The organism is Lacipirellula limnantheis (assembly GCF_007746075.1).
GTDB classification, from domain to species: Bacteria; Planctomycetota; Planctomycetia; order Pirellulales; family Lacipirellulaceae; genus Lacipirellula; species Lacipirellula limnantheis.
Window position 1 is genome coordinate 1497098 of record NZ_CP036339.1, and the last position, 26802, is coordinate 1523899.

Consider the following 26802-nt stretch of genomic DNA (forward strand, 5'->3'; position numbering starts at 1 on the left):
CTGTTCAGAGAGTGAGGGCCTCGGTTGCGGCCACGACCACTTTGCTACAATCGACGGCCGACTTCCCGGAGCGCGGAGGCGGCTCGAACGCGAAGGATACCTGCGTGCCGATCGACTCTTTGTTGCAACTCGCCGTGGCCCCCGATATCCCGCAGCCTCTCGTTCGGGATTCCGGTGCGCTTGTGGCGCTCGTCCTCTTCTGCACGATTGCTCTGGGGGTGCCACTCCTGGGGAACATGCTGATGGTCAGCGATATCCGCCGCTACCTGCGTTCGTTGCGGCGTACGTTGGTCGCCGTTTCGCACGCGGTGACGCCCGGAATTCCCTACTGGGCTCGCCGCCAGCGCCCACCCTGCTTGGAAACGTTGGGTCTTCAACTCCCTTGTACCGAGGAACAGGTCCTGGCAGCCTATCGGCAAAAGGTAAAAGAACTGCATCCCGACAAAGGCGGCAGCCTGCAGAAGTTCCTGCAGCTGCAAAAGCACTACGAACAGGCGATGTACCTTGTACGGGCGAAGCCGAACGCTAGCTCTGCGTCCGTGAAATAGGCGGCGGATCGACACGGTTGGTCTTGCCGCCCGTCCGCCCGGGCGATTAGGATTCGCCGCCGATCGCGCGGCTGCGCGTTCTATGGCGCTGCTAGCAAATGGCGGCGTCTCCGTTGGTCGAACTGGAAAAGGATTTCCTCTCGATGCCGACAACATTGGGCGAATTGGCGCGACTCGTCGGCGGAGAACTCCGCGGCGACGCACGCATTGCTCTCACCGGCGCCTCAACCACCGACGTCGCCCGCAGCGGCGAAGTCACGCTGGCCGATCACCCCGACCGCGCCCGTGCCATCACCGCGAGCCTGGCTTCGGCCGTGATCGCCTCGCCTAACGTGGATTGCGGCGGCAAGCCATCGATCGTCGTGGCCGACGTCCACGCCGCGTTCGCCACCGCGGTTCGCCACTTCCGTCCGCCCCGCGTGCTAGCGCGGATCGGCGTTTCGGCTCAAGCCGTCGTCAGCCCCGCGGCGAAGCTCGCGGCGCATGTCGAAGTTCATCCCGGCGCCACAATCGCTGAGGACGTGCGCATCGGCCCCCATACGACCATTCATGCCGGCGTGCGGATCATGGCGGGATGCACGATTGGCTCGGGCGTCACCATCTTTCCGAACGCCGTGCTCTATGAAGATACTCGCGTCGGCGACCGGGTGGTCATTCATGCCGGCGCGATCATCGGCGCTTATGGCTTCGGTTACCGGCAAGTCGACGGGCGTCACTTGCTCTCCGCACAATTGGGAAACGTTGAAATCGCGGCCGACGTCGAGATTGGCGCGGCGACCACGATCGACCGCGGCACCTACGGACCGACGGTGATCGGCGAGGGAACGAAGATCGACAACTTGGTGATGGTCGCCCACAACTGTCGACTCGGGCGTCACAATCTTATCTGTTCGCAAGTCGGCATCGCCGGTAGCACCACCACGGGCGATTACGTCGTCATGGCGGGGCAGGTCGGCGTTCGCGATCATGTCCACATTGGCGACCGCGCGGTCCTTTGCTCGAAGGCGGGCGTTTCGAACGATGTGGAAGCGGGCGTGGAAATGCTCGGCGCTCCCGCCGTGCCGCTCCGCCAAGCCAAGCTGCAAATGGCGGCGGTAGCAAAGCTTCCCGAAATGCGTCGACAATTCCGCATCCTTCAGCGCCAGTTGGAAGAACTTCGCGGCGGCGTCGACGACGCCGACGGGCGACTCCCCTCCGATCAGGCCGCGTAGCCAGCACGCCGTGACCACTCCTGCCAACCAAGCGCGAACGGCGGAACCCATCGGGCTTTTGGCCGGTTGGGGGCGCTATCCAATCGTCATCGCCCAGGAGCTGCGCCGCCGCGGCCATCGCGTCGTCTGCACGGCTGTGCGCGATCACGCCGATCCGGCGCTCGCTGAGTTGTGCGACGACTTCTCTTGGGTCGGCATGGGTTCGATCGGCGGCATCATCCGCCGCTTCAGGCAACATGGCGTCCGCCGGGCCGTGATGGCCGGCAAGATTCACAAGGTGCTGTTCTATCGTCCCGGTTGGTGGCTGCGTCATCATCCCGACTGGACGGCGGCGCGCACCTTTTATCGCCACTTCGTAACCGGAACCAAGGATCGCAAGGACGACTCCCTGTTGTTAGCGATCGTCAATGTGTTTGCCGAAGCAGGCATTGCGTTCGATCCCGCCACCGACTTCGCACCGCAACTACTCGTGCCGAGCGGGCAGGTCGCCGGTCGACCGCTGTCCGTAAAACAACTCCGCGACGTCGACTTCGGTTGGGATCTTGCCAAGCAGATGGGAGGCCTCGACGTGGGGCAAACCGTCTGCGTGAAAGACCAGGCAGTCCTCGCAGTTGAGGCCATCGAAGGGACGGACCTCTGTATTCGTCGCGCCGGAGAGCTCTGTCGCCAGGGCGGCTTTACCGTGGTAAAGGTGGCGAAGCCGCAGCAAGATATGCGCTTCGATGTGCCGACCGTGGGACTGAAGACCCTCGAATCCTTGCATGCCGCTGGGGGCCGAGTCCTGGCGATTGAGGCGGACTCCACGATCCTGCTCGATTCGCGGGAGTTCCAAGTTGCCGCTGCGAGGCTTAGAATTTCGGTAGTGGCGATGCAGCGGCAATCCGCCGTGCAACTCGTCGCTTAGCGGGCGAGAAGGCTTCCTCGCTCTGGCTCCGGAAGCGGGGAATTCATGGCACGGTCGACCGCGCTCTTGGCTTGTGTTCTGCAGCGCTGCCGCCCCGCGGTTTTTCTGTTGCTTGGCATGCTAATGCCGGGACCGGCGAGCCATGCGCAACAGACGCAGTCGCCGCCGGCGGATGACGCCGAGGGAAATTCGCAGCTCGCTGACTTGGCGCCGGCAGCACGCGAGCGGCACGAGTACATGGGGCGGACCATCGCACCCACCATGCATTTCAGCGGCGCCGGCTGGTTAACTCGTCCAACGCGCGACGAGGAAGAAGAGCCGCTCAAGCTGCTCAACGCGCTCCCGATCAAACCCGGGCAGACCGTTTGCGATTTTGGCTGCGGCAATGGCTTTCATAGTCTCCAGTTGGCGAAGCGCGTCGGACCATCGGGGTTGGTGTATGCGATCGACATTCAGCCAGAAATGTTGGAACTGTTGCGGGAAAGGACCGGGCCCCGCGGACTGGAGAACATCAAGCCGGTGCTGGCCACAGAACAAGAAAGCGGCCTGCCGCCGGCGACCTTCGACCTGGTGCTGATGGTTGACGTGTACCATGAGCTCTCCAGTCCCGCGGAAGTCCTCGCGGCCGTCCGCAAGAGTTTGAAGCCGGACGGGCGGCTCGTCCTCGTGGAATTCCGCGAGGAGGACGAGGAGGTTCCGATCTTGCCGCTGCACAAAATGAGCCAACCCCAAGTGGTGAAAGAACTTGAGGCGAACGAATTTAAACTCGTCGCGCAGTTCGATCGGCTTCCTTGGCAGCATGTGCTGCAGTTCACCCGCAGCGATTCGAGTCAGCCAGCGATCTCCCTCCGACCCTGGCGGCCATAGCAAATGTGCGGAAAACGCCGGTTGTTCCGGGCCCAACGCGACGGGGCGGGGCTGGACACTGTGGAAGCAGGCGGAAAGTTGCCACGAGGGTACGCTGATTGCCTGTTTTACCCAAGCATTCCTGTTTGGTTTGTGCGATTATTTGAGGATATCTCGTAAGTTGTTTAGCAGTAAGTGTTTAGTGTCTTTTGTCGGATGGGTCGCCTGTCGCACTTTGAGCACCGACCCACATGCCACGTTTGAAATTCGCCTCATCGGCGCCAGACAAATATTTGAGTGAAAACGCGATGTCGTTTAGAATCAACGTGGGACAAATAGAGTCACGAAGAGGCAACGTTCGTCAGCGCACGGCTGCACGGTTTCTGCATCCTGCGCGGTTTGCCGTTTCTGATTTCTTGCTTAACCAGTAGGGCCGCTAGTGATTTAGAGAAGTCTACGACTCATCCGCATCGCCGGACGCGAGCAAGATGAGGAGTAGCTAGGAACAACGGCGGATCGACCTCGATCTGCCGCGGAGCAGACAAAAGATGGCATCTGTGGCTTTGCATTCGCTGGCTTCGCTGGAAACTCTTCCCCCAGACGATCCGGCTAGCTTGGTAATTGGACGCGACACCGCTGTGAAGCGGGTGGCGCATCACGCTGAACGGGCGGCTCAGGTGGGCTGCACGGTCCTTCTCACCGGTGAAACCGGCACGGGCAAAGAGGTTTGGGCTCGTCTTCTTCACCGCGTTGGCGCTCGTCGCGAGCAGCCTTTTATTCCCGTTAACTGCGCCGCACTGACGCCCACCTTGGCGGAAAGTCAGTTGTTCGGGCACGAGCGCGGAGCATTCACCGGCGCCGCCGGGGCGAGCCTCGGCGTCTTCCGCGCGGGCGATAAAGGCATTGTCTTCCTCGACGAAGTCGGCGATATGCCGCTCGAGCTGCAGCCCAAGTTGCTGCGCGTGCTGCAGGAAGGCGAAGTCACGCCGGTCGGCTCGTCGCATCCGGTGAAGGTCGACGTCCAAATTATCGCCGCCACCAATCGCCGGCTTGAACAGGAAGTGGCCGAAGGCCGCTTCCGAGAAGACCTCTACTATCGACTCAACCTTGTCGAACTTCGGATGCCTCCGCTGCGCGACCGCACTGCGGACATTCCGCTGTTCATCGAATATTTCTCGCAGAAGTACGCCAAACGCTATGGTCAGCCAGTATGGCGACCCGACGAAGACGCTCTGCGGGCGTTCTGCGAATATCAGTGGCCAGGCAACATCCGTCAGTTGAGCTTTGTCCTGGAGCAAAGCTATGTTCTGCAGTGCGAGCCCAGTCTGCCAGGCAAGGGGGCGGCGCGTGCGGAGTCCCGAGATTTGCCCTATACGGATCTAGGCCGGCTGCGGCAGGTCGCGGTCGAGCAGGCGCTACGGACGGCTGGCGGCCATAAGGGCCGCGCCGCAAAACTCCTGGGCATTCATCCCAATACGATGACGCGTTTGCTTTCACAGATCGGCGCTGATAGCGCCGCTAGCGACGAAGTCGCGTAGTTCTCTGCAACTGTGCGGCAATCAGTCGGATTCTGCGCGCACCGCTGCGCCGCATGATCGCGTTGACGATCGTCACGCGATCTGTGATGGCCGAGCCCTCGGCGTGAGTTGCCGGCAGATGCTAGCAGACCGCCCTGGCGCACGACATGGCGCTATTCGCATCACCATTGTGGTGAGACCTCCTCTTTTTGGTGAATCGACGACTTCGCTCGACAAAACACGATCGATTTTTCCTTTTTCGCGTCGTCGTCTCACTGTTCTGGTGATTCTCGAAGCCCGGCACGAATATCGTCGAGGCGTTGATAAACTGCTGTGTCGCAGTCATTTACGTCCATCGCGGCCCCGGCTGCGGCTTGTGGCATGCTTCTCGCTATAAGAATGCGACCCGCGGTGGCGTCGGCAGAGTCGATGCAATCGTCGGATTTCGGTGCATCTTATTTTCGCTGATCGGTTCGTCGCTGTCGTTGACGATCGAGAGGCGTCTAGCGTGACAAGGGGAAGCAAATGAGCCACATCCAAAACTACGAGCAGGCTGAAATGGATTACGGTACCGACAACTTCCGTCGGGCTTCTGAGTTGAAGCTGTCGAAGCGGAATAAGCCGAGTCATGCTCGTCGCCGTGGAAAGGCGCCGCAGTCCATTAACGGCATTCATCGCCGCCGTAATCGAAAGATGGCTTGGTAGTTTGAAAGTTCCCGAACGCCGCAGCGGAAGTGCTGCGCCGCGTCGGTTTTTCTTTCAAGCTAGCAAGGTTGGCGGCGTTGGGTGTGCGCCTGCGGAAACTGGCCTGCTTTGAGTATGGCCGCGGGCCAGCGGGTTTCCGCCGATTCAGGGCGAATGAAATGTCGTCTTGGAGCGCTCTGCGTGAAGGGTTGGATGTGATTTGGCGGTCTTGAGCGACCGCGAAGTGAGAGAAGTTCGATCATGGCGGGCTGAGCGGCAATTGGGCCGCGAGCGTCGATCGAGCATGGCTGACGGCGATTGTTGGACACCTATGTCGTGAAGCGCAGCGGCGTCGACGGCATGCCCGGAGTAACGCCTTAGCATGGCAACTGTGAATGGGACACCGACCGCTGTTCTCGACCTGCGGGACGAGACGGCAAGAGTTGTGGCGCGCACCGCGCCGCCGCAGCTCCTGCGCTGTATGGTCGTGTCGCTATCGGCTCGTCGCCGCCGTCTCATTCGCACTGCCGCCGAGGCTCAAGCATGGGAGGCAATCGTCTGCCGCGACGCGGGCGAGTTCCTCCGGACGGCCTTTAAAAGAAGCGTTCCCTTGATCGTCGTTGATATGCCCGACTCGTCGAGTTCGGCGTACAGCGAGTTCAAAGGAGTCGTGGAACGAACCAAAGAGATCACCAGTTCCTTGATGCTTGTCGTTGGGGCTGGTGCGGATGAGTCAGAGGAAATCTGGGCGCGTCAACTGGGCGCTTGGGCTTATCTTTGCGAAGCGAAGACGTTGCGCGGGTTCGAGCTTCTCTTGGAAGAAGCTCGCCATGCGGTCGACCGTCGTGAGCTCTTGGCTCCTGAGGGATTGAGTTGCGATTCGATTTTTGCGAATGAGTAGTGCAACGAGAGTGAACGATGTCCAAATCTGTAGCAATCGATGAACTAACCCACGACGGCGAGCAGTCCCTCGGTCGTCAGGCCCCCGTACGGCGAGGTCAACGAGCGCAGGCCACCAGCCGATCAAGTAAGGCCCGTCGCAAGCGGGCCGGGACCGTCGGCGGCATTCACCAACGAACCAATAAGAGAAGTGCTTGGTAGTCGGCGTGCTACGCGACCTGATTCGTGCCAACGATTTTCAGGGGGTGAGCGCGCCGCCGAGAGGAATGTGATTGGAACCAGTTCCAATCCAACTGAGAGATTCGTGCAGCGACATTTTTTCGATACTAGAGATTCTCCGCTCAGCTGAAGTTTATTAGGGCCGTAATCAAAGCAATTTGATGCAGCACGCAGTCCTGGTCGACGACGGCAAAACACTCGCAAAGGATGACCCACAATGCTTCGACCTGCTACTAGAGCCGTTTCGTCGGCCCTCGCCCTGGCGATGGCCGTCTGCCTCACCGCTTCCACGGTGCAGGCAGCCCTCATCGATTTGACGCCCGTTGGCAATGCGGTGAACTCCGTTGGTTCGGTGAGTCTCGCTGCTCTGCAGAACGACCCCGCCGGCGGCATCATCGTCGGCGACAAGGTCTTCACCGGCTTCTCGTATTCGCGGATCGGCGACATGCCGGTGCCGAGCGACGTGCTGGTCCTCGGTTTCAAGGATCCCGACGGCAACTGGGGCGTGAGCTTTCATGGCACGTTCGTGGATCTCCCAGGCGGCGCCTTCTCCGATGCATTGATTCGCTTCACGGTTGAAGTCGATGCCGAAGCGGCCGAAGCCGGCTGGCAAATTTCCGACGCCCACCTCTTCGTCGGCGGCGCCGGCGTCGGCGATGAATCGTTCTTGACGGTCGACGAGACGTTCCTCGGCAAGAACGAGACGCTCAATGCCTACATCTCCACGATCGGCCCGGGCACGAACTCCCAGCTGAGCGACTCGACGATCTTCATGACGCCGGTCACCAAGCTGAATGTGACAAAGGACATCTTCGCCAGCGCCGCTGCCGGCGGATTCCTCCCGGCCCGTGCAACGGTGATTGATCAGTCGTTCTCTCAGACGCTGGTTCCAGAGCCGATGACGTTGGCCCTGGCTGGGATGGGCGGCTTGGCGATGGTGGCAATCAGCCGCCGTCGCAGCTAGTTGTCGCCACCACGCGACAGCGCCATGGATTGCGTGAACCCCGGTCGCGCGAATGCGAGATCGCCCGACTGGCGGTGAATGAACCGCTGAGCGGACTCAAGCGGCAGGGACGATTCGTCGTCCCTGCCGTTTCTTCATGCGCCGCGTTGACTTACTTATCTCAATTACGATTTAGCGTCCGAGCAAGCGATCGACGGCGTTCCCGATATCGGGCTCGCGCATCAGCGATTCGCCGACGAGAATCGCATCGACGCCGGCCGCTTCGAGCCGAGCGACGTCGGCATTCGACTTGACGCCGCTCTCGCTGACCATGACGCACTCCCCGGGAATGTCCGGCCGCAGCCGCAGCGTGTGTTCCAGATCGACCTTGAACGTTCGCAAATCGCGGTTGTTCACGCCGATCAGCGTTGCTCCCGCCTCGAGCACCCTCGGCAGGTTCTCGGGATCGTAGATTTCCACCAGCGGGGTCATCCCGAGCTCCACAATCTCGTTGTGGAGCTTCCGCAGGTTGCAGTCGTCGAGGCACTCCGCGATCAGCAGCACCGCATCGGCACCCGCGACCCGGGCTTCGACGACCTGGTACGAGTCCAGCACAAAGTCCTTCCGCAGCACCGGCAGCCCGACGCTCGCCCGCACCGCGGCGAGGTAATCCAAATGTCCCTGGAAGTGTGGTTCGTCGGTCAGCACGCTTAGGCAGCTCGCCCCGTGTTGTTCGTAGATTCGAGCAATCGCGACCGGGTCGAAGTCTGCGCGAATCACCCCCGCGGAGGGGCTCGCTTTCTTCACTTCGGCGATCAATCGAATCGGCCCCGGCTTCGCTAGCGCGGCGAAGAAGTCCCGCACCGGCGGGGCAGTGCCCAGCTGGCGCCGCAGTGCCGCTTCGGAGACGCGCTCGCGGGCCGCGGCGATCTCGCGTCGCTTCACGGCGACGATTCTGTCCAGGACGGTGTCGGTCATAACGATCATTCTAGTCCGTCGTTTATGCGTGAGCGAGGCGGAATCAGGCGACGCGAGTCGGCTCGCTCGCGGCCATTGTGTACACTGAAGGAAGCCATGTCCGCCGCCTACTTCACCCATCGCCGTGCGTTGATCATTGCCGCCGCCAGTGCGGTGGCGGCGCTGGTAGCGACCAGCTCGGCGCCGCCGGCCCGAGCCCTGGAGCATGTGACGGTCGCCTTGCCGAACCAGCCGCAAAAGCAGCTCTCGGGCGAGCCGATCGTCAAGGCGCGCGACGGCGGCATGCTCCTGAAGACCGCCGACGGCGCTATCCACCGCCTCCCCTCCAAGTCGATCCTCAACCGCAAGAGCGACTCCGAACCGCTCGTGCCGCTCACGCGCGAGGAGCTCTCGGCCCAGCTCCTGGCCGAGCTGCCGCCTGGCTTCCGCATTCACAACTCGAAGAACTACATCGTCTGTTACAACACGACCCCCACCTACGCCGAGTGGACCAGTTCGCTGCTCGAGCGCCTGCAGCGGGCCTTCATCGCATACTGGAAGAAGCAGAAGTCGCCCGTGAAGGCCCCCGAGCAGCCGCTGGTGGTGCTCGTGTTCGCGGACCAAGCGTCGTACGCCGACTACTCGAAGAAAGATCTCGGAGCCTCGGTCAGCAACATCATCGGGTACTACAATCTGGAAACCAACCGGATCATGATGTACGACCTCACCGGGATGCAGGCGCTGCGGCAGAACGAGGGGGCCCGCGGGTCGCGTCACGACATCAGCGCGCTGATGTCGCAGCCCGAGGCCGAGCCGTTGGTGGCGACCATCGTCCACGAAGCGACCCACCAGATCGCCTTCAACTGCGGCCTGCAAACCCGCATGGTGGCCAACCCGTTTTGGCTCACCGAGGGGATGGCGACGTTCTTCGAAACGCCCGACTTGAGTCGTAGCAGCAGCTGGAGCGGCATCGGCAACGTTAACTACAGCCGCTTCGATCTGTTCCACGACAACTACGACGCGGGGAAGGTGATTCCGCTGGAGCGGATGCTCACCGACGACAAACTGTTCCAAACGCCCGCGACGGCCGTCGACGCCTACGCCCAGGCGTGGGCCTGGAACTACTTTCTCATCCGCTCGCGGCCGAAGGAGTATGCCGCGTACATGAAGGCGATCGCGGCGAAGCCAGTGCTCGTCGAGGATCAGAAGGGTCAGCGGGTGAAGGAGTTCCAGGCCGCGTTCGGCGAGGACCTCGGGGCGATCGAAGACGATTTCTACCGGATGATGAACCGGGTGAAGTGACCCGACGTCGCGCGTGGCGCCATCGCCGCTGCGGCGTTGGTTGCGCGGCCCAAATTGGCGCCGCTGGTTTTGTCCAATTGAACTGTCCGCCGCGAAAACGCCGCGGAGGGGACAAAACTGCTTCTGATCCGCGGGTTGCGCGCCGCAGAGGTGACGCAACCGCTGCACCGCGTTGGGGTTGAGCGAGCCAGCGCCCGCGGAGCGTTTTGTCCGCGCGGCGGGGACAAAACTTTTGGCATGACCGTGGAACGGGTCGTTGGCGCGAACTGACCCGGCGCCAGCGCAAGACAGAACGCGTGCGCCGTTGGTTGGCGGTGCGAGCGGCGGCGTTGCGTGGCGGCGTGACATTAGGTGAGAGGTGAGAGGTCAGAGTCAGGGGTCAGGGGTCAGGGGTCGGGAGCAGTTGCTGGATGATGATTGCTGGTGACTAGTGACTCGTGATTGAATGGGCTTTGCACCAAAAATGATCTGTGGGAGGCGCTTCCGACGCCGGTTTCGATCACCACCACCAGCCGTTGTGGTAGCCCGGCGCTGCTGCGGGGTCAGAGACCCCTCCCACCGATTATTGGCGCCAAAGCCTGATTGGATGTGTTCGATTGTTCAGTAGTTGGTGGCCAAAAGCTACACAAAAGTGGGGCGAATTTTTTTGGGGAGGGATGCAAGATGCTGGTTGCTCGTTGCCGGATGCTGGCGACTCGTGGCTGGTGACTGGTAGCGGCAACAGGTTGTGGGGGCGGATGAATGGATGCTGGTTGGCAGCTGCGGTTGCCGGCGGGGTGAACCTGGGCGGGGCGGCGGCGCTCATCTTGGTGCGCGGTGGGGTAGGTGGCGGGCAGGAGGGCGACCTGGGGGCGGCCGCGGCGCGTGAAGTTGGAGCGGTGGCGCGAGTGGGACGGGGGCGAGGCGCGGCGGGGGGCGGTCGCGGCGACAGCAGCCCCCTGGCGGCGGGGCGTCGAAACGGTAAAATCCTGAGTCTGCCCGCCACTGGCGGGCAACGCTCCCTTAGCTCAATTGGCAGAGCAACTGACTCTTAATCAGTAGGTTCATGGTTCGAGTCCATGAGGGAGCACTTTCGCAAGCTGCCGCATCGGCTTGCCCTTCATCGCCTAACGTGACCGCTGTCAACGCCTTAGGCTTCTTGGTTGCATCACGTGCTCGCTCCCCTTCGTCGCACGCAGTATCCTGCGGCCGCGTCGAATCGCGCGTTGACTGCTGCGCCCTGTTGGCGTCAATACCGGCCATACTCAGCGTGATTTCTTGGTCGTCGTTATCGGCGCTACGGTGACTAACCATCTCCCCTAGCTGCGTTCCCGCAACCATGAAGGCCGCCCCGGCTTTCTGCGTTCCGCTAATCGCGGGGGCTTGGCCAACGGCCAAGCCGCGCCAGCGCGACGGCAGTTATCTTTTCCTCGGCAATGTGTGAACCCACCGTGCTGATGGGCGGCGTGGAAGGCAGTCGCGGCGACGCTGCGGGACCTACATCGCCAAAGATCATCCCTACTCGGCGTACGACTTCACCGAGAGCGTCTGAAGAAAAAACGGGTGTCCCTGGGTAGCCAGCAAGCCGGCGTCCGGGCGGCCGTCTTCTTCACGATGTTCACCGGCGCCAAGGGTCACCCCACCGAACAGTGGACCTATCTGCGTGAACTGCTGCTCCGCCTTCGTTGGTAAATCGACTTGCGGCGACGACTGCCGGCAAACCAAGGTACTTGAAACAAAGTTCTGTGGAGCCGACGCACTTAACCTACGGCCAGATCTCGCGGCCCGCTCACCGCTAAGACTCCCTTGGTAGACAGAAAATTCGGCGAATGCCATCTCGATCGCATGGAGGCTTGGCCGGGAGTCGGTCACGACCTCCGCGGCAACCGCGGCTGGTTGGGCAGACTGCCGCTCGGTTGGCGGCGAATCGAATAGCGCGCTGGCCGCGGCCTGAGCGACAGTCTGCGGAGGGTCCCCAAAGTTATCGCTCCAGGCATCCAGATCGCCGGCGTCGACGTCCCCGCTGCCGTTGCCGTCGGCCCCGCTGCCGGGCGGCGAGGCTAGCGAACCAAGTTGTCGTTGCCAGAGCAGGAAATCCGCTCCGTCGACGAGACTGTCGCCGTCGTAATCGCCGGGGGCCGGCGCACTCAGGCTAAGGGAAAACAGCTCTGCGCCCACATCGGGCCGCGTGCCGGTGATGAAGAGCCGATCCGCCGCGACGGCCATCGCCCTCGGGCTATACAGCGGCGAATTGTCGGCGAGCCGCACCGGCAACGTGCCAGCCGCGGTCCCGTCGCTCTTCCACAGCTCTTCCACCCTCGCGTCGTTCGTGGCGCGAAAATAGAGCGTCCCCCCGACGTTCGTGAGAGAGCTGGGACTGGCGCTTGACGAAGCACCGGCGCGGATGTCTTTGACGAGCGTGGTCCCGGCCGCCGTGCCGTCGCTCTTCCACAGCTCTTCGCCCGTCGCCCCATCAGCGGCGCTGAAATAGAGCGTCCCCCCCACGTTCGTTAGATAGCGGGGAAAGGCGATTGGCAAACCGCCAATGTCTTTCACGAGCGTGGTGCCGGCCGCCGTGCCGTCGCTCTTCCACAGCTCTCTGCCGTGGGTGGCCGTCGTCGCGGTGAAAAACGTGACCGACCCGACTTCAACGAAATCAGCCGGATTCGAGCTGCTGGTACTCAGCGTCGAATTAATGTCCTGGAGCAGTTCCAGGTCGCCGACCAGCAGCCGCCGCGGTTCCAGCGCCTCGAACCGCAACCCCAGAGCGCCCGCCTCGACCGCGGCGCGGGTCGCCAACCGTTGTTCCCGCCGCCGCGTTTGGCGCGATCCGTGTGAAAAGGGCGTCAAAGTTGCCAACTTTCAAGGATTGCCGTGATTGTGACGCCAGCCCCAAAGGGCCCAAATGCCGATTCCAGGGAACATCTGTATATTTAACCGCTATTTAACCAAGGATGTGAGGATAAAGCAACCACGGCCGCACCGACAGTGGGCCACGGCCCGACATCGATGGATTTAAGCCCGTGGTCGCCAAGGCGTTGCGCCACGTGCAGCTCGCGCAAATTACCCTAGACGCGGGACTGACGTTCTCCCGGCGGAAGAAGAAGTTCGCGGAACTAGGGGTCGCGGGTCGCCTCGGTTCTCTGAACCGAGGGCGCAGCCAAGAAGCTTCAATGAACGGCGGCCTTGCTTTACGCGTTTTGCGGCTGCACCGCCTAGGTTCGGAGGAAGCCTATTCAACAGCCATCATTCTTGAAATGCTTCGCGGATAACAGCTTAACCACAGAGGCGCAGGGAGCGCGGAGGAAGATTGAAGGAACTCATCCTTGAACATCTTCTCCGTGGTCTCTGTGCCGTGGTTAATGCCTTTCGCGAAAGCAATTGAATAAGCTTCCGGAGAACCTGGGCCACCCGCGGGAGTATTTTGGATCGGAGGGTCGGTTTCGGGAGCGCGGGAGCGATTGACGGGATAGATTGTTCACTTCGCTCAGAATGACAGGGTAGTGCTCAGAATGACGCGGTGGTGCTCTGGCTCCGGGCGGATTAGCGTCCCCTGCGGATGAGATCCAAGAGGTCGCCGATGGTGCGATGATTCTCGATGGGATGCCGCAGCGGCTGAGACGCCAAGATGCGGTAATGATTCTGTCGCCCCACCTTATGCTTTTCGATGTAACCCGCTTCTTCCAGCTCGGCGATGATGCGCTGCACCGCCCGCTCGGTGATGCCGATGCGCACGGCGACTTCGCGCAGAATGATTGACGGCTCCTGCGACAGCAGAATGATCGCGTGCGCGTGATTCGTCAGAAACGTCCAGGAAGGCGGGCGTGAGGCGAGGGAATCGGCCGGGCTGGCGACGCCAGCTTTCTTCTTGCTGGCAGGGGTCGCGACCGCCGTCCCGACCGGCGGACGACGCTTCTGGGGCAATTTTTTCGGCATCAACGTGATCCGCCTGGAGCCATTGGGCGCTGACCGTCGGCGCTTTTTTGCCGCGGGGCGCGGTCCCCGGCTCGTAGGTTCCGCCGAGAGGCCCCGCCTATCGTATCAGAAATAGGCGTCTTCTCAATCGCGAAGTTAATGTCGCATGCGCCGACATTTTTGGCTCATCGGCAGGGGGCGGGACGACCGAAAATAAATTAACGCAACGGAATTGACGAATTGCAGTTCGTATATTAAAGTTCGCGTTATTGATAGCGTATGTCTGCCGAACCCGTGGTGAAATCGATGAACGAAGCGCTTCCTTGGATGTTGACCGCCCCGCCGCTGGCACTGCTAGCCTGCGGGCTGTTGCCGGCCGCGCGGGCGAATCGTCGGCCGCGTGCGGCGGGCCTGTTCGGCGTCGGCGCGGCCGCTGCGACATTCGTCTGCGGGGTTGCGGCCGCGACGACGCTGTCGAGTCGCGGGCCGATCGACGTGGCCTTCCTGCGTGCGGCCGGCGTGAGTTTTGGCGTTTACTTCGACAGTCTCACCGCCGTGATGCTGCTTTTGATCAGTTTCCTCGGCGCCACGGTCATTCAGTTCTCCAGGCGGTACCTCGACGGCGAAGCGGGCCAGGGACGGTTCACCAAGTGGTTGAGTTGCACGCTGGGAGCGGTGCTCTTGCTCGTGATTTCCCGGAACCTGGTCATGTTCACCGTGGCGTGGATTTGCACTAGCGCCGGCCTCCACCAGCTGCTGACTCACTACGCCGACCGACCCGCCGCGATGTTGGCCGCCCGCAAAAAGTTCCTCATCAGCCGGTGCGGCGACGCGTTGCTGCTATTGGCGCTTGGCTGGACGTATCACGCGTACGGCACGTTTGAATACACGGAGCTCTTCGCCGCGGCCAACGCCGCCGCACAGGATGCTGCGCCGGACGATTGGAGCCTGAGCATCATTGCGACGCTGTTCGCGTTGGGCGCGATGACCAAATCGGCGCAGTTTCCGCTGCACACGTGGCTGCCCGAGACGATGGAGACCCCCACGCCCGTGTCGGCGTTCATGCACGCGGGAATCATTAACGCCGGCGGGTTTCTGGTGATTCGACTGAGCCCGTTGATCTCGCATTCGGAGTTTGCGTTGGGGCTCCTGGGAATAGTGGGGGGCGTCACGGCGTTCTTTGGCGCGGTGGTGATGATCACGCAGTCGAGCGTGAAACGCGCGTTGGCTTACTCCACGATCTCGCAGATGGGATTCATGATGCTGCAGTGCGGGCTCGGCGCGTTCTCGGCGGCCCTGCTGCATATTGTGGCCCATTCGCTGTACAAGTCTTTTGCGTTCCTCAATTCAGGATCGGTGGTCGAGGAGGTCGCCCGCCGCTCGAGCGCACCGCTGACGCGACCGACGGCATGGCGGACCACGGCGAATTTCGTGCTCGCCGTCGCCATGGCGGTCGGGGCCGTAGCGCTGGGGGTCTGGATTGCCGGCGTCGACGACGATCGCAAGCCAGGCGCCCTGTTGTTGGTGCTCGTGTTGGTCGCCGCGCTGACGCAGCTGGTGTGGAATGCTTTGCAAACGAGCCGCCTCAAGGTCGCCATGACAGGCGCGATGGCGGCGATCGCCGTCGCGGTGGCGTACTTCGTTTCGTATCGCGTGGTCGATGCGATCTTGGGAGCCAGCGTCTCCCATCGACTCGCACCCTCCTCGATCGACGCGAACGTGTTGACGGCCGGCCTGGCCGCCGGGTTCCTGGGCGTTTGTTGCGTGCTGGCCGGTAGGCGTCGATGGGCGCACACTCGGCTGATGCGCTGGCTGTATGTGCAGGTGTTGAACGGCTTTTATCTAGACCTGGCGGCCCATCGCTTCACGAAGGCCGTTTTGGGCCGGCCCACAAGCCCTTCCAACGTAGGCAAGGAATAAATGAGATGGTAGCAGCTTCCCTCGCCCAGCGAGCTAAGGGTTTTCCCGCGACGCCGACTAACAAGGCGCCCGACATCGAGCAGGTTCTTGTCGAGGTGCAAGCGGCGATTGTGCCACTCTGGCCGCTCAAGGATTTCGTGGCCGTGAACCCTTTGGGGGGAATGTCGGACGCTGACCTGTTGCAAGTTCATCGAACGATGCGCCGGCAGCGCGATGCAGAGTTGCTGATGCCCGGCGATTACTACTTGGACTCGCTGGCGCGCGGAAGCCTTGCCGACCATGACCTTGAGGCGGCGTTAAACGAATGTCGTGTCGCCCATCCGGAGATCTACGGCGTGGTGAGCGTCAGCGAGCTGGCGACGCGACTCGAACAGCATTCTAGCGGCCGGACGCCGCAGGCGGAGCCAGGGGATTGGACCTTCGCGGCGGCGATCGATCGCGGCGCCGGGACGTCGTGGTCAGCGTCAGTCGTTGCTGAGATTTCAAAGATTTGCGCCGCACACTTCGATCAAACGCAGGCAACGTGGCCCAGCCCCTGGAAGCATCTCTCTTTCTACGCCGCGTGGCGCGAAATGGCCTGCCGCGACCGTCGCATCGAGAAGCTGGGCCTCGCTGACTTTCGAGTATTCGCCGCGCAGCTTCCCGCATCACCGCGGGAGGCGATCGAAGCGCTCCTGCGCAAGCTCGACGTTGGTCCGTCACAATGGCAAGCATTTCTGCTGTCGCAGCTATGGTCGATCAACGGCTGGTCCGCGTACGTGAAGTATCGCGTACGGACGGCAGCGATGGCCGGCGTCCAGGACGAAGATCTCCTCGGACTGCTGGCGGCTCGACTTGCCTACGACGCCGCGCTTGCCGAGGCCTTTGCTGAGCATTCAGCGAAGGAGAGTTGGCTGCCGCGCTTCACCCCGTCGGAAGAAGTTGCCGTCGGTGACGAGGCGTCGGCGCGCTACTTCTTCCAGGCGGCGAGCGAAGTCGCGTTTCGCAGATCGATCTGTCGTGAGCTGCTTGACGCCAACGTCGCGTCTGGGAAACGGTCCGCTCGTCCGGAAGTGCAAATGGTCTTCTGCATTGACGTGCGGTCGGAACCGATCCGCCGACGACTCGAGAACGCGGCGAAAAACCTGGAAACGTTCGGGTATGCCGGTTTTTTTGGCGTGCCCATGGAATACGTCCCGCTGGGAGCACGGCAGGGCCCGTGCCAGTGCCCGGCGCTGATTTCGCCGAGCATCTCGATCAAGGAAGGCCTTGGCGGCGGACACGAGCCGACGGAGGCAGCTATTCTTTCCAGACGCCTCAGCGTGCGACTCAGCAGGAAGGTTTGGAAGGCCTTTCAGTCCTCGGCCAGTTCGTGCTTTTCCTTCGTCGAGGCGGTCGGACTGGCGTATGCCGGCAAACTGCTGGCGGCGAGCGTCGGTTGGCGTTCTTCTAATGGCGACGGCCGTTACGACGGCGTATCGGACGCTCATTGCCAGGCGCTCGGCCCGGTCATCGACGGTATGTCGGCCGAGGAGTCTGAGAAACTAGTCAACTTCGCGGCCGGAATGCTCGGTGCGACGGGGTGGACGAGTGACTTCGCCCCCTTGGTTGTGGTTTGCGGCCACGAGAGCGATGCGACGAACAATCTCTACAAGGCGGCGCTCGACTGCGGGGCCTGCGGAGGACATTCCGGCGAAGCCAATGCGCGGGCAGCGGCTGCCATTCTTAACGACGCTCGGGTCCGTCGCTCGTTGGCGGCTCGGGGCATAGAAATCCCTGCCGACTCGTACGTTCTGGCGGCCGTACACAACACGACGACGGATGAGATACGGTGGCTCGACAGCGACAACGTCCCCGCGACGCACGCTGCCGCACTGAGCGCCCTGCGTCACACGGCGACAAAGGCGGCACGCGAAGTCCAGGCGGAGCGCGCGCAGCGATTCGGGATCCGCGGCGATGCGCGCCGCCGCGCCCGCGACTGGTCGGAAGTGCGGCCCGAGTGGGGTCTGGCGGGGAACGCGGCGTTCATTATCGCCCCGCGGTCGAGTACCGCGGAGATCGACTTGAAGGGACGCGTCTTTCTGCACAGCTACGATCATGACCAAGACGCGGAGCTACGCGCACTTGAGTCGATCATGACCGGGCCGATGGTCGTCACCAATTGGATCAACATGCAGTACTATGCGTCGACGGTCGATAATCGAGCTTTCGGCAGCGGCAACAAGACAATTCACAACGCCGTGGGCAACATCGGCGTCGTCGCAGGGAACGGCGGCGATCTCATGACGGGCCTGGCCTGGCAATCCGTGCATGACGGTCGCCGCCTCCAACACGAACCGCTGCGACTATTAGTCATCGTTCAGGCTCCGCGGCAGGCGCTGGAGAGCGTCATTGCCAAGCACGAGACGCTGCGAGCATTGGCCGGCAACCAGTGGATCACGCTCCTTGCCTGGGAACGAGGAAAGTTCTTTCGTTACGTCTCAGCCGGTCAATGGCAAGCATACGCGCCTTGACGGCGCCCTGATCCTGGGCCACGGCCCTATGGCATGCCGTCCATCTTTCCCAACGTTCGCTGTGTTCGCAAGAAAGTGAGTCTGGTCCCATGCACGCTGACTTTTCTCAAATGGAGAGCTGGGTTGTCGATCCGCGAGCTGAGCGCGATCTGCGTGAGCTCAACCGACAGCAGGCCGCGCGGGGGGGCGAATTCCGCCCCCAAGCGTTATGGCTAACTTGCCGCGACAAGGTCGTCGACCGCGTCGTTGAACGCATCTCGACGGTCGAAGGGACGTTCGTATTGCGACGGTCGTGCGATGACGGTCTTGGCGAAGGAAATTTTCAGCGCTGGCCTGTTGCGGTGATCAGGCACGCCATCCAAGTGCTCCAGGTTCCAGAAATCGTGATCTGCGGACACTCGGGATGCGAAACGACCAGCGCCGGGCGGACGCCGGTCGGCGCCCCCGTTCCGCAGCGCAGCGCGCCGATTGTGCGGCGCGTGGAGCGTCGTCTCCGGCAGATCAGGAGCGCCCAGGGCTTCGTCGTTCAGCAACTCGCAGGCCTTCATCAGATGCCAGCTATCCGAGAAGCGCTCGCCGGCGGCCGGTTAACGCTGCATGGAATATTCTACCTCGCCGACAGCGGCTCCTATCTTCGGTATGACGCGGTCACTGGTAGATTTCTGCCGGTCGAGGGCGGGTAGCCGACAGTGAGTTAAGGCAACGCCACGTCGTTGTGTCGTTGCAGAGGGCTGGCGGGTCGCACTGGATCGGATTCAGCGAGGTTGGCGCGGCGACGATCGACGGGTGTGCGGCGGGCAAAGCGCGGGGGAAGAGCTTGCGGGGCGTTATCGGGGCCTGACGCCTCGTCTCTTCCGAGTGCGTTTCCATTCGCCTTGTTGCGAGAACGTTAGCGGACTCTCGTTGGTAGGATCACCATGGGAACGCCGTCCCATTGAAGTCGTCGTTGCAGCGAAAACGCCGTTTGGTTGTGGAAGAGCCGCTGGTAGATCGAGTCGCGGCTGAACATGAGTTGGCCGGCGAAGATAGTGGAGCGCGGGAAGCGCTTGTGGACGTCGACGCAGAGATGTTCCAGTTCTTCGACGGGATCGGTGCCGATGGACATGAAGGAAGTGGAAGCGAGCCCGAGGCGATTCGCGAGATCGACGTACTTGGCAAGCGTCTCTTCGGTGTAGTTGCGGAGTTCTTGCATAGCTTCGATGCCTTTGAAGTTTCCGGAATCGACGACGCCGACGGAGACGAAGACGATGTTCTTGTAGTAGCCCGGCGAGAAGCGGATGGCGCTGAGCATCGTGTGAATGCCGAGGCCGCCGTAGCTGCCGACGAGGATAATCGCAGTCGGCTGCGCGGGGTCTGGTTCGGCAATGTTAAGGTCTTCGTCGCGCGTCGGGACGTGGGAGAGAGCTTCGTTTAGCTTCTGCACGCGGCGATTGACCCGGTCGTAGTAGCGGCGCGTGAGAAGTGCGAGGGCGATGCAGGTTCCGGTGACGAGAATGGTGACGTAGCCGCCGTCGAGCAGCTTGTAGCGAATGGTGACGCCGAGAATCGAGAGGCAGAGGATCGCCCCGAGGAGGAAGAGCGCGAAGCGGCGCTTCCAGAGGGGATTGCGGCCCCGCTCTTGCCACCAATGGACCAGCATGCCGACCATCGACAACGAAAAGGTTAGGAAGACGTTGATCGAGTACATCGTCAGAAGCAAGCCAATCGAGCCGCCGGTGTAGAGGAGGGCGGTCAAGGCGGCGACGCCCATAATCATGATGCCGTTGTGGGTGGCCAGTCGTTCGGAAAGATTGCCCAGCCAATGGGGGGCGTACGAGTCTTGGGACATGTTGGCCAGGATGCGCGGCCCGTCGATGAAGCCAGCCTGAGCGGCGACGAACAACAAAGCTCCCTCGGAAATGATGGTGACCCACAGAAAGATTGGTCCGAGGCCGACGGACGTCAGGCCGACGTCATCGACGAAGATCTCGGTGAGGACTTGGTTCATCGTCTTGTGTTCGTCGGGACCAATGCCCAGCAGCAAGTAGGCCACCATCAAGCCGCCGGCAACGAAGGCCAATGACAGCGCCATGTAGACCATGGTGCGCTTGGCGGTGGCGACGCGCGGCTCGCGCATCACCGGCATGCTATTGGAGACGGCCTCGATGCCGGTGTACGTGCCGGCGCCCATCGAATAGGCGTAGAGGAAGACGCCAAGGAGGCCGACGACGCCGATGCTCGGATCGGCGGCATGGGATTGGACCGACGTGACGACATGGCGGGTCACTTCGCCGGCGGCTCCAAAATGGAGAATGAGCGAGCCGGAGATGAGCAGGGCGTGGGTGACGAGGAAGGTGAGGAAGATCGGCACGAGGAAGGTGACCGATTCCTTCACGCCGCGGAGGTTCAAGACGATGAGCAGAATGATTGCCGCGGCCTCGGCCCAGATCTTCCAGGGATCGTACGCCGGCGGCATCAATCCAAACAACGCATTGCCGGCGCCGGCGATGGAGACGGTGATGGTGAGGACGTAGTCGACCAGCAGGGCCGATCCCGAGACGACGCCTGCCGGGCGGCCCAAGAGCTTCGACGCCACGAGGTAGCCGCCGCCGCCGCTGGGGAACTCCTCGATAATGTGGCTGTAGCAGGCCGAGATAATCAGGACGGTCAGCACCGTTGCCAGCGAGAGGAAAATCGCCAGGTAACGAAACTCGCCCAAGTGGTGAAAGGCTTCGGCGGGGCCGTAGCAAGAGGAAGAGAGTCCGTCGGCTCCGAGCCCCACCCACGCCAAGAACGCAATCAACGAAACATGATGGAAGACGCGTTCGTCGCCGAGGTCGCGAGGGCGACCGATGAGAAGGGTTTTGACGCGCTTCGGGAGGGAATGGGCGTCTTCCTCATGTTCGCCGACTTCGCCGACGAGACCAGCGTCCTGCCGGACCTTTTCGTCAACTGGGGGGGCGGCATGCGCCTCGGAGGAAGGGGAATCCGCTTGATCGGAGTTCGACATGCTCACTGCCTAGTACCAGTTGGCTCGCGAGACCCCATGGCCTTCGCTGCCGTTATGGTAGAGGCGAGTATATCAAGATTTTGTAAAAACTTGCGCCAACGGTCTGGTCGTGTCCGAACCCGGCGTAGCTGAGTGTGCCGCTCCGCGCTAGCCCCGCGGGGCGAACATAATCACCGCCATGCCGAGGAGGCAGAGGGCGACCCCGCCGAGGTCGGCGGCCTGCGGTTTAACGTCATCGATCAGCCAGAGCCACGCCAGGGCGACGGGAATGTAGACGCCGCCGTAAGCAGCGTAGACCCGTCCGGCGGCGGTGGGGTGGAGCGTCAGTAGCCACGCGAACGCGGCGAGGGCGACGGCCGCCGGAATCAGCAGCCAGGCCGAACGCCCCTGCCGGAGCCAGAGATAGGGCAGATAACAACCAATGATTTCGGCCAGCGCCGTGGCAACGAACAGCACGACGGTCTTCAGAATGGGCATGCGGCCATCTTAAGCAGGCGCACCCCGTCCGGGAATCTGGGGACAACAACGACCGAAGCCACCGCGTGAGGCATTTAATGGCAGTGACCAGAAGTTGACATAGAGAATGGACGCAATTGTTGCTGAGGGCCATTCTTTCCATTGACCGCGAGAGGATTCCACGCATTTTGGACCATGCCAGTCCTACGACGCGACTCTTGATCTCGCTTAGCGCCGCGTGTCCGTTCGAAAACGCGACATTAGCCGAGATCACCGCGCAGGCGGCTACTTTTGGGCTTTTTCCCAAATTGTCAGCGGCTGCGGGCTCTCGTTGTTGGTGATTGCCGTTTTGGAGACTTCAACGCTTTTTTCAGCCGCTTTGGCGAAGGCCTTGGCGTCGGCGAACTCCTGAAACTCAAATCCCCATGAACTTGCGCCTTTGAACAGCCAGACGGTATACGCCACTCCGGAAAAATGGGAGGTCTCGTTGCCGCGGCTGGCTTTCTTAGCGGTCCAATCGGTTTTGATCCACTGGTACGCCTGGCGACACGCGTCCGCACGCGTCGGAGCGGGCGGCGCGTCGATAAATCGCGAGCATGGTTCGCGTGGCGCCTCCTTCAACTCTTTGAACGCGTCGCTGCACCAACAGGCGTACGTTGTTTTGCCGGGATCATCCGGCGTTACAATTTCGGCGACGTCAACGCGAAAGAACTGACCGTCGTGGGCGAGGATGTGGGACATAGGATTTCTCTCTTGTGGGCGGGCAAATGTGCCGGTGATTTCTTCGCTGGTTGCTCTCGCGCTGAAGCTGCGATTTGCGTGCCGGCGGCGAAGCGGCGACCTGGGCGTTTACGAGTGCCCAAGTCGACGCGCATCCCTGCGGCGCGGAGAAACGCCGAATCGCATGGCACGCCGCATGGTCGCTGTGGAAGCGACTTCGACGCGGCAACCGGTAAACCGCATCAATGCGACACGTGGTGGCAGGCCAACTGAGTCTCGCCGGTGCGAATCTTGACGATGCATTCGAGATCCGACACGACGATCCGCCCGTCGCCGACCTCGCCGGTGTGTGCGGCGCGATAGATGGCGTCGACCGCCTCGTCGGCGTGATCGTTTTCGACGAAGACTTCCAGTTTGAGCCGCGCGGTCAGGGTTTGCGGGGTTTCAACGCCACGATAGGCGACAGTGGGGCCCAAGCCAACCGTCTCGGTGATCGTCATTCCGTCGACGCCATGCAGATGCAACGCCCGCTTTACCTCTTCAAGTTTGGTAGTCCGAATGATTGCTTCGATTTTCTTCATCGTCGTACACTTTCGAAATCGCCTACGCGTGGCGCGTCGCGGCCCGACGCATGTGCGGGCCTCGCGTCACTGAGTGAATGTTACAGGCGGACGAGTCAATAGGGCGTCAAGAGGGAGGGGCGGCGCGTCAAGATTTCGTCAAGGCTGACGAGCCAGGATTCGAGGCGCGGTCCAGCGGATGGAGCCAGGGGGCGGATCGGCCGCTTTTCAACTATAACAGTGCCGGTTGCCTCGTAGTTCGATACCCAGGATCGATGCCATGAGAAGCTTGCTGTGCGCGTTGCTGTTGCTGGCCGCCCTGCCCGCGAGGGCCCAGGGGCCGCTGGAGTTTGTGTTGATCGATGCGGATGCGAACGTGAACGTCGGCGAGTTCGCGAAGTCGGGCGAGGATTTCTCGCCGCTGAAGACGGAGCCGTGGAAGATTGAAAAGCGCACGCTGCACGGGGGGAAGCAGGAAGGAAGCGAGCTGATCGTCGTCAACAACGGCAAGCTGGAGTTTGGCGTGTCGCCGACGCGGGGAATGAGCGTCGTGTTTTTGAAGTCGATCGAGGGCGAGGGATTTCCGCTCGGTTGGAAATCTCCGGTGAAGGAAGTCGTGCATCCGCAATTCGTCGATTTGGAGAGTCGCGGCGGACTAGGTTGGCTTGACGGGTTCGGCGAATGGATGTGTCGGTGCGGCGTCGAGTTCGCCGGGCACCCGGGGAAGGACGAGTTTACGACCAACACGGGCGAGAAGGGCGAGTTAACGCTCACGCTGCACGGCAAGATCGGCAATACGCCGGCCTCGCGGGTGACGTTTGCCGTCGACGAGGCGCCGCCGCATCGGCTACGGGTGCGCGGGTCGGTCTTCGAGCGCTCGTTTCATGGGCCGAAGCTGCGACTCGATACGGAGATTTCGACGGTTCCTGGCAGCCAGTCGGTGGAGATTGCGGATCGCGTGACGAACGTGGGAGGCGGAGCACAGGAATTTCAGTTGATCTATCACACCAACTACGGCAGCCCCGTGTTGGAGAAGGGAGCGCGGATTTTCGGCGCGTTTGAGTCGTTGCAGCCGATGAACGACCACGCGGCGACAGGAGTGAACGACTGGAGCATGTGCGAGGGACCGACGCGCGACTTCGTGGAGCAGGTTTACCTGGCCAAAGCCGCGGGCGATGGGGCGGGCGCGACGAGCATCTTGCTGCAGAACGCCGCGGGCACGAAGGGGGCGAGCATCGAGTGGAATGTGAAGCAACTACCGTACGTGACCGTGTGGAAAAACTTCGCGGCTGCTGAGGATGGGTACGTCACGGGTTTGGAACCGGGGACGGGCTTTCCCTTCAACCGCTGGGTGGAGCGGCACTTCAATCGAGTTCCAAAGCTAAAGCCGGGCGAGTCCCGAGACTTTGCGCTGTCGTTTCATGTGCTGGCGGACAAGGCGGCCGTGGGCCAGGCGCGCGAGCGGATTGAGGCGTTGCAGCGCGGGACGAAGCTCTCGATCACGCCGACGGCGCCTGTCGCGCCGGCGTTCGGCGACAAAAAAGATTGATCTCGTCCAAGCCAAGCGCAAGACGTGGGCTGACCGCAGTCGAACAATCGCCCAGCGGGGCGAAGGCGAGCGGGAGTGGCGGCTCGTGGCGGCTAAATCCTTCGCTGCGCTCAGGATGACGGACGCCACGCGTCGCTGAAACTTGCTCTAGCGACCGGCCCACGCCGATTTGAGGCGATGGATCTCTAGCTTCCGCACCTCCGCCTCGCCGCCGAGAGCGCTGATTTTCGGGGTCAGGTCGGCTTGATGCGGCGACACATAGGCGGCGAAAAATCGTTCCCCATCGAACGCGAATGACTCGACCGACAGCCGGTCAACCAGGAATCGCAATTTCACGAGGCCGTGGCGCGGTTCGAGGTGGTCGAAAACGAGGACTTCGACGTCGTTCCCTTGCTCGTCGACGCCTCGTTGCAGCAGGCTATGCGTCGATGCCTCGTAGTGCAGCAAGGCGCCGGAAAGTTGAAAGGATAGTCGCTCGGCGGTTCCCGGCGCGAATTCAATCTCGACGTCGACGAGATCAAAGGGCTCCTGGCCCACGAGCAGACTTTCGCCGTCGCGAATTTTTGCGTCTTGCAGCACCAACGTGTCGTCAACGAGCGACTTGATCTCCGCGATCGGCTGGGCGCAGAGCTTCAAATCGCCGCCGATGCGCCGTAGGCTCAGTTCATATGGAAATGACATCTGTTGATTGAAGGGCACGCCGTACTTCTCAGCCGAGTTCGGGCCGCCGCGCATCCAGCCAATCTGCACGACGCGGTCGTCCGGCATATTGTTGAACGACTGAGCGGCGTAGAAATTGCCGCCGCCGGCGCGATGCGGACCTGATTCCGCGTGGAACGCGCGGCCGTCGAACGTGCCGACCTCGTAGTCGAAGCTGGCGTCGTAGATGACCGCCTTCATATTGTTCTTGTCGCCGTCGACTGGCAGGAACACCAGGTCCATGCATTCGAAAGCCCAGTCGCGGTCGAAGTCGGAGGCATGTTCCCATTCGGCGAGGTTTTTCGAGGTGAAGAACCGAACTTTGCCGGGGTTCTGCCGGACCCATAGCACCATCACCCAACGGCCGCTCGGTTCGTGCCAAAAGACTTTGGGGTCGCGTTCGCCGTCGTCGAAGCCCTGATTCGGAACGACGGGGCGGCCTTCGTTCCAGTATTTCCAGGTTGCGCCGCCGTCGGTGCTGTAGGCCATTGCCTGGTAAAACTTGGGGCGAACCGCAAACGTGAAGAACGCGCAGAGCGTCTTTTGATTGCCTTGCTGGACGCCGAGATCGTTGTGGTGATCGACGACCGCGGTGCCGGAGAAAATCGTTCCCGCCTGGCGATCGACGCGGTATGGGAGCAGCGCGTGAACCTGTTGAGTCCAGTGAACCATGTCGGGGCTAGTGGCATGACCCCACGTCATATTGCCCCACACCGGCGCCAGCGGGTTGTGCTGGAAGAAGAGGTGATACTTTTGGCCGTCAAAGACCATGCCGTTGGGATCGTTTAACCAGTTTTTGTCGGCAGTAAAGTGAAATTGGGGACGGCGGGGTTCGTTGTAGCGGCAGACATCGCCTGAGGACGCAGGGATTCCAGCGACGAATGCGAACTCCCCCATGGAACCTGGCAGCGGTTTGTCGGCGGCGCGAAACGAGTCGACGTTAATGTGGCCCCAGCCGCCGCGGACGTTGTCGTAGATGACCAACTGGGCCTGTTTGCCGAGGAACTTCGAGACGTCATGACTGCTGGGCGACATCGTTTCGGAGTCGGCGCCGGTGGCCAGATCGAGTTCCTGCCCGTCGCACCGCAACTTCACGCCGGTTTGCCCCGGATGATTGCCGCCGCCAATGAGGAAGCTGATGAACGACTTCCGGATGGTGAATTCAGGAGAAACTAACTCGCCTATCGCGTCGTCGGTGAAGGCTCCTCCCGGCTGACCATCCTGGTTCGGATGATTCTCGAATCCGCCGACCCAGTACTCACCTTCGTGGGCGCTCGATTCCCGGCCCCGCGCGCTTGGATTATCTCCCTGGGTCGGCTGAAACTGAAAGGCGTCGCCGCTGCGGGTCCAGCCAGCGAGCGTGCCAGCTTCGAAATCGGAGTTCGGAAAAAGCAAATCGTCGTCGGCGACGAGACGTTCCCCAGTCGCTATGAGCAGGAACAACACCGCGAGCAACGGCGTGACGCGGCATTCAAGAGAGGCGTGCAACATT

General features: G+C 61.9%; 22 protein-coding genes and 1 tRNA gene. 15 read left to right on the forward strand and 8 right to left on the reverse strand.

The features are described 5' to 3' along the window. Positions 1-104 precede the first annotated feature (104 nt). The 8 genes from I41_RS05725 to I41_RS05760 all read left to right on the forward strand — a co-directional run bounded on the left by I41_RS05725 (position 105) and on the right by I41_RS05760 (position 7793). Positions 105-548, forward strand: a complete 444-nt coding sequence (locus I41_RS05725) for a hypothetical protein (RefSeq protein ID WP_145431633.1) — start codon at positions 105-107, stop codon at positions 546-548. Positions 549-691: 143 nt separating this feature from the next. Beyond that, on the forward strand, positions 692-1759 hold the full coding sequence (lpxD, locus tag I41_RS05730; protein ID WP_145431634.1) for a UDP-3-O-(3-hydroxymyristoyl)glucosamine N-acyltransferase: 1068 nt from the start codon (positions 692-694) through the stop codon (positions 1757-1759). Between the two features lie 10 nt (positions 1760-1769). Continuing rightward, a complete protein-coding gene (locus I41_RS05735) occupies positions 1770-2663 on the forward strand; it encodes an LpxI family protein (protein ID WP_145431635.1) in 894 nt (297 codons plus the stop codon). A gap of 45 nt (positions 2664-2708) precedes the next feature. Beyond that, positions 2709-3530, forward strand: a complete 822-nt coding sequence (locus I41_RS05740) for a class I SAM-dependent methyltransferase (protein ID WP_145431636.1) — start codon at positions 2709-2711, stop codon at positions 3528-3530. A gap of 527 nt (positions 3531-4057) precedes the next feature. After that, complete coding sequence (locus tag I41_RS05745; protein ID WP_145431637.1) at positions 4058-5047, forward strand: sigma-54 interaction domain-containing protein; 990 nt, start codon at positions 4058-4060, stop codon at positions 5045-5047. Positions 5048-5551: 504 nt separating this feature from the next. After that, the gene (locus I41_RS05750; protein WP_145431638.1) at positions 5552-5731 is read left to right on the forward strand and encodes a hypothetical protein; all 180 of its coding nucleotides are present in this window, start codon (positions 5552-5554) and stop codon (positions 5729-5731) included. Positions 5732-6092: 361 nt separating this feature from the next. Continuing rightward, positions 6093-6611 (forward strand): response regulator, encoded by a 519-nt coding sequence (locus tag I41_RS05755; protein ID WP_145431639.1) that lies wholly within the window; start codon positions 6093-6095, stop codon positions 6609-6611. A gap of 435 nt (positions 6612-7046) precedes the next feature. After that, positions 7047-7793 (forward strand): PEP-CTERM sorting domain-containing protein, encoded by a 747-nt coding sequence (locus I41_RS05760; protein ID WP_145431640.1) that lies wholly within the window; start codon positions 7047-7049, stop codon positions 7791-7793. A gap of 171 nt (positions 7794-7964) precedes the next feature. Here the strand turns inward: I41_RS05760 and trpC are convergent, their stop codons facing one another. Next, complete coding sequence (gene trpC, locus I41_RS05765) at positions 7965-8750, reverse strand: indole-3-glycerol phosphate synthase TrpC (protein WP_145431641.1); 786 nt, start codon at positions 8748-8750, stop codon at positions 7965-7967. 96 nt (positions 8751-8846) lie between these two features. Here trpC and I41_RS05770 point away from each other — a divergent pair, with 96 nt between their 5' ends. Beyond that, on the forward strand, positions 8847-10031 hold the full coding sequence (locus tag I41_RS05770) for a DUF1570 domain-containing protein (RefSeq protein ID WP_168206718.1): 1185 nt from the start codon (positions 8847-8849) through the stop codon (positions 10029-10031). A 996-nt stretch (positions 10032-11027) separates the two neighbouring features. Next, a tRNA-Lys gene (locus I41_RS05775) sits at positions 11028-11100 on the forward strand. A 428-nt stretch (positions 11101-11528) separates the two neighbouring features. On the opposite strand, the gene I41_RS05780 is transcribed toward I41_RS05775, so the two are convergent. Next, positions 11529-12860 carry an ELWxxDGT repeat protein gene (locus tag I41_RS05780; protein WP_210421119.1) on the reverse strand — a complete coding sequence of 444 codons (1332 nt, stop codon included), beginning with the start codon at positions 12858-12860 and terminating at the stop codon, positions 11529-11531. Positions 12861-13033: 173 nt separating this feature from the next. Between I41_RS05780 and I41_RS05785 the strand changes: the two genes are divergently transcribed. After that, positions 13034-13282, forward strand: a complete 249-nt coding sequence (locus I41_RS05785; RefSeq protein ID WP_145431644.1) for a hypothetical protein — start codon at positions 13034-13036, stop codon at positions 13280-13282. A gap of 271 nt (positions 13283-13553) precedes the next feature. Here I41_RS05785 and I41_RS05790 read toward each other — a convergent pair whose 3' ends face one another. After that, positions 13554-13946: a helix-turn-helix transcriptional regulator gene (locus I41_RS05790; RefSeq protein WP_145431645.1), complete on the reverse strand. Its 393-nt coding sequence runs from the start codon at positions 13944-13946 to the stop codon at positions 13554-13556. 258 nt (positions 13947-14204) lie between these two features. Between I41_RS05790 and I41_RS05795 the strand changes: the two genes are divergently transcribed. The 3 genes from I41_RS05795 to I41_RS05805 all read left to right on the forward strand — a co-directional run bounded on the left by I41_RS05795 (position 14205) and on the right by I41_RS05805 (position 19020). Further along, complete coding sequence (locus I41_RS05795) at positions 14205-15845, forward strand: proton-conducting transporter transmembrane domain-containing protein (protein ID WP_145431646.1); 1641 nt, start codon at positions 14205-14207, stop codon at positions 15843-15845. A gap of 5 nt (positions 15846-15850) precedes the next feature. Beyond that, entirely contained in the window at positions 15851-18337 is a 2487-nt protein-coding gene (locus tag I41_RS05800; RefSeq protein WP_168206719.1) for a YbcC family protein, read from the forward strand. Between the two features lie 89 nt (positions 18338-18426). After that, the gene (locus I41_RS05805; protein WP_145431648.1) at positions 18427-19020 is read left to right on the forward strand and encodes a carbonic anhydrase; all 594 of its coding nucleotides are present in this window, start codon (positions 18427-18429) and stop codon (positions 19018-19020) included. A 206-nt stretch (positions 19021-19226) separates the two neighbouring features. Here the strand turns inward: I41_RS05805 and I41_RS05810 are convergent, their stop codons facing one another. The 4 genes from I41_RS05810 to I41_RS05825 form a co-directional block, all read right to left on the reverse strand. Then, the gene (locus tag I41_RS05810; protein WP_145431649.1) at positions 19227-21326 is read right to left on the reverse strand and encodes an APC family permease; all 2100 of its coding nucleotides are present in this window, start codon (positions 21324-21326) and stop codon (positions 19227-19229) included. 147 nt (positions 21327-21473) lie between these two features. Continuing rightward, positions 21474-21803 carry a YnfA family protein gene (locus I41_RS05815; RefSeq protein ID WP_246133813.1) on the reverse strand — a complete coding sequence of 110 codons (330 nt, stop codon included), beginning with the start codon at positions 21801-21803 and terminating at the stop codon, positions 21474-21476. A gap of 264 nt (positions 21804-22067) precedes the next feature. After that, positions 22068-22523: a hypothetical protein gene (locus I41_RS05820; RefSeq protein ID WP_145431650.1), complete on the reverse strand. Its 456-nt coding sequence runs from the start codon at positions 22521-22523 to the stop codon at positions 22068-22070. Positions 22524-22744: 221 nt separating this feature from the next. Next, positions 22745-23083, reverse strand: coding sequence for a P-II family nitrogen regulator (locus I41_RS05825; protein ID WP_145431651.1), 339 nt, complete (start codon positions 23081-23083; stop codon positions 22745-22747). Between the two features lie 259 nt (positions 23084-23342). Here I41_RS05825 and I41_RS05830 point away from each other — a divergent pair, with 259 nt between their 5' ends. Continuing rightward, on the forward strand, positions 23343-24611 hold the full coding sequence (locus I41_RS05830; protein WP_145431652.1) for an aldose 1-epimerase family protein: 1269 nt from the start codon (positions 23343-23345) through the stop codon (positions 24609-24611). A gap of 147 nt (positions 24612-24758) precedes the next feature. Here the strand turns inward: I41_RS05830 and I41_RS05835 are convergent, their stop codons facing one another. Then, positions 24759-26801: a glycoside hydrolase family 32 protein gene (locus I41_RS05835; RefSeq protein WP_145431653.1), complete on the reverse strand. Its 2043-nt coding sequence runs from the start codon at positions 26799-26801 to the stop codon at positions 24759-24761. Position 26802 lies beyond the last annotated feature (1 nt).

Bases quoted from the DNA above. Each gene is read 5' to 3' on its own strand.
- lpxD (WP_145431634.1), top strand. From the start codon at position 692: ATGCCGACAACATTGGGCGAATTGGCGCGACTCGTCGGCGGAGAACTC.
- I41_RS05740 (WP_145431636.1), top strand. From the start codon at position 2,709: ATGGCACGGTCGACCGCGCTCTTGGCTTGTGTTCTGCAGCGCTGCCGC.
- I41_RS05745 (WP_145431637.1), top strand. From the start codon at position 4,058: ATGGCATCTGTGGCTTTGCATTCGCTGGCTTCGCTGGAAACTCTTCCC.
- I41_RS05750 (WP_145431638.1), top strand. From the start codon at position 5,552: ATGAGCCACATCCAAAACTACGAGCAGGCTGAAATGGATTACGGTACC.
- I41_RS05755 (WP_145431639.1), top strand. From the start codon at position 6,093: ATGGCAACTGTGAATGGGACACCGACCGCTGTTCTCGACCTGCGGGAC.
- I41_RS05760 (WP_145431640.1), top strand. From the start codon at position 7,047: ATGCTTCGACCTGCTACTAGAGCCGTTTCGTCGGCCCTCGCCCTGGCG.
- trpC (WP_145431641.1), bottom strand. From the start codon at position 8,750: ATGACCGACACCGTCCTGGACAGAATCGTCGCCGTGAAGCGACGCGAG.
- I41_RS05770 (WP_168206718.1), top strand. From the start codon at position 8,847: ATGTCCGCCGCCTACTTCACCCATCGCCGTGCGTTGATCATTGCCGCC.
- I41_RS05790 (WP_145431645.1), bottom strand. From the start codon at position 13,946: ATGCCGAAAAAATTGCCCCAGAAGCGTCGTCCGCCGGTCGGGACGGCG.
- I41_RS05795 (WP_145431646.1), top strand. From the start codon at position 14,205: ATGTCTGCCGAACCCGTGGTGAAATCGATGAACGAAGCGCTTCCTTGG.
- I41_RS05800 (WP_168206719.1), top strand. From the start codon at position 15,851: ATGGTAGCAGCTTCCCTCGCCCAGCGAGCTAAGGGTTTTCCCGCGACG.
- I41_RS05805 (WP_145431648.1), top strand. From the start codon at position 18,427: ATGCACGCTGACTTTTCTCAAATGGAGAGCTGGGTTGTCGATCCGCGA.
- I41_RS05810 (WP_145431649.1), bottom strand. From the start codon at position 21,326: ATGTCGAACTCCGATCAAGCGGATTCCCCTTCCTCCGAGGCGCATGCC.
- I41_RS05815 (WP_246133813.1), bottom strand. From the start codon at position 21,803: ATGCCCATTCTGAAGACCGTCGTGCTGTTCGTTGCCACGGCGCTGGCC.
- I41_RS05820 (WP_145431650.1), bottom strand. From the start codon at position 22,523: ATGTCCCACATCCTCGCCCACGACGGTCAGTTCTTTCGCGTTGACGTC.
- I41_RS05825 (WP_145431651.1), bottom strand. From the start codon at position 23,083: ATGAAGAAAATCGAAGCAATCATTCGGACTACCAAACTTGAAGAGGTA.
- I41_RS05830 (WP_145431652.1), top strand. From the start codon at position 23,343: ATGAGAAGCTTGCTGTGCGCGTTGCTGTTGCTGGCCGCCCTGCCCGCG.
- I41_RS05835 (WP_145431653.1), bottom strand. From the start codon at position 26,801: ATGTTGCACGCCTCTCTTGAATGCCGCGTCACGCCGTTGCTCGCGGTG.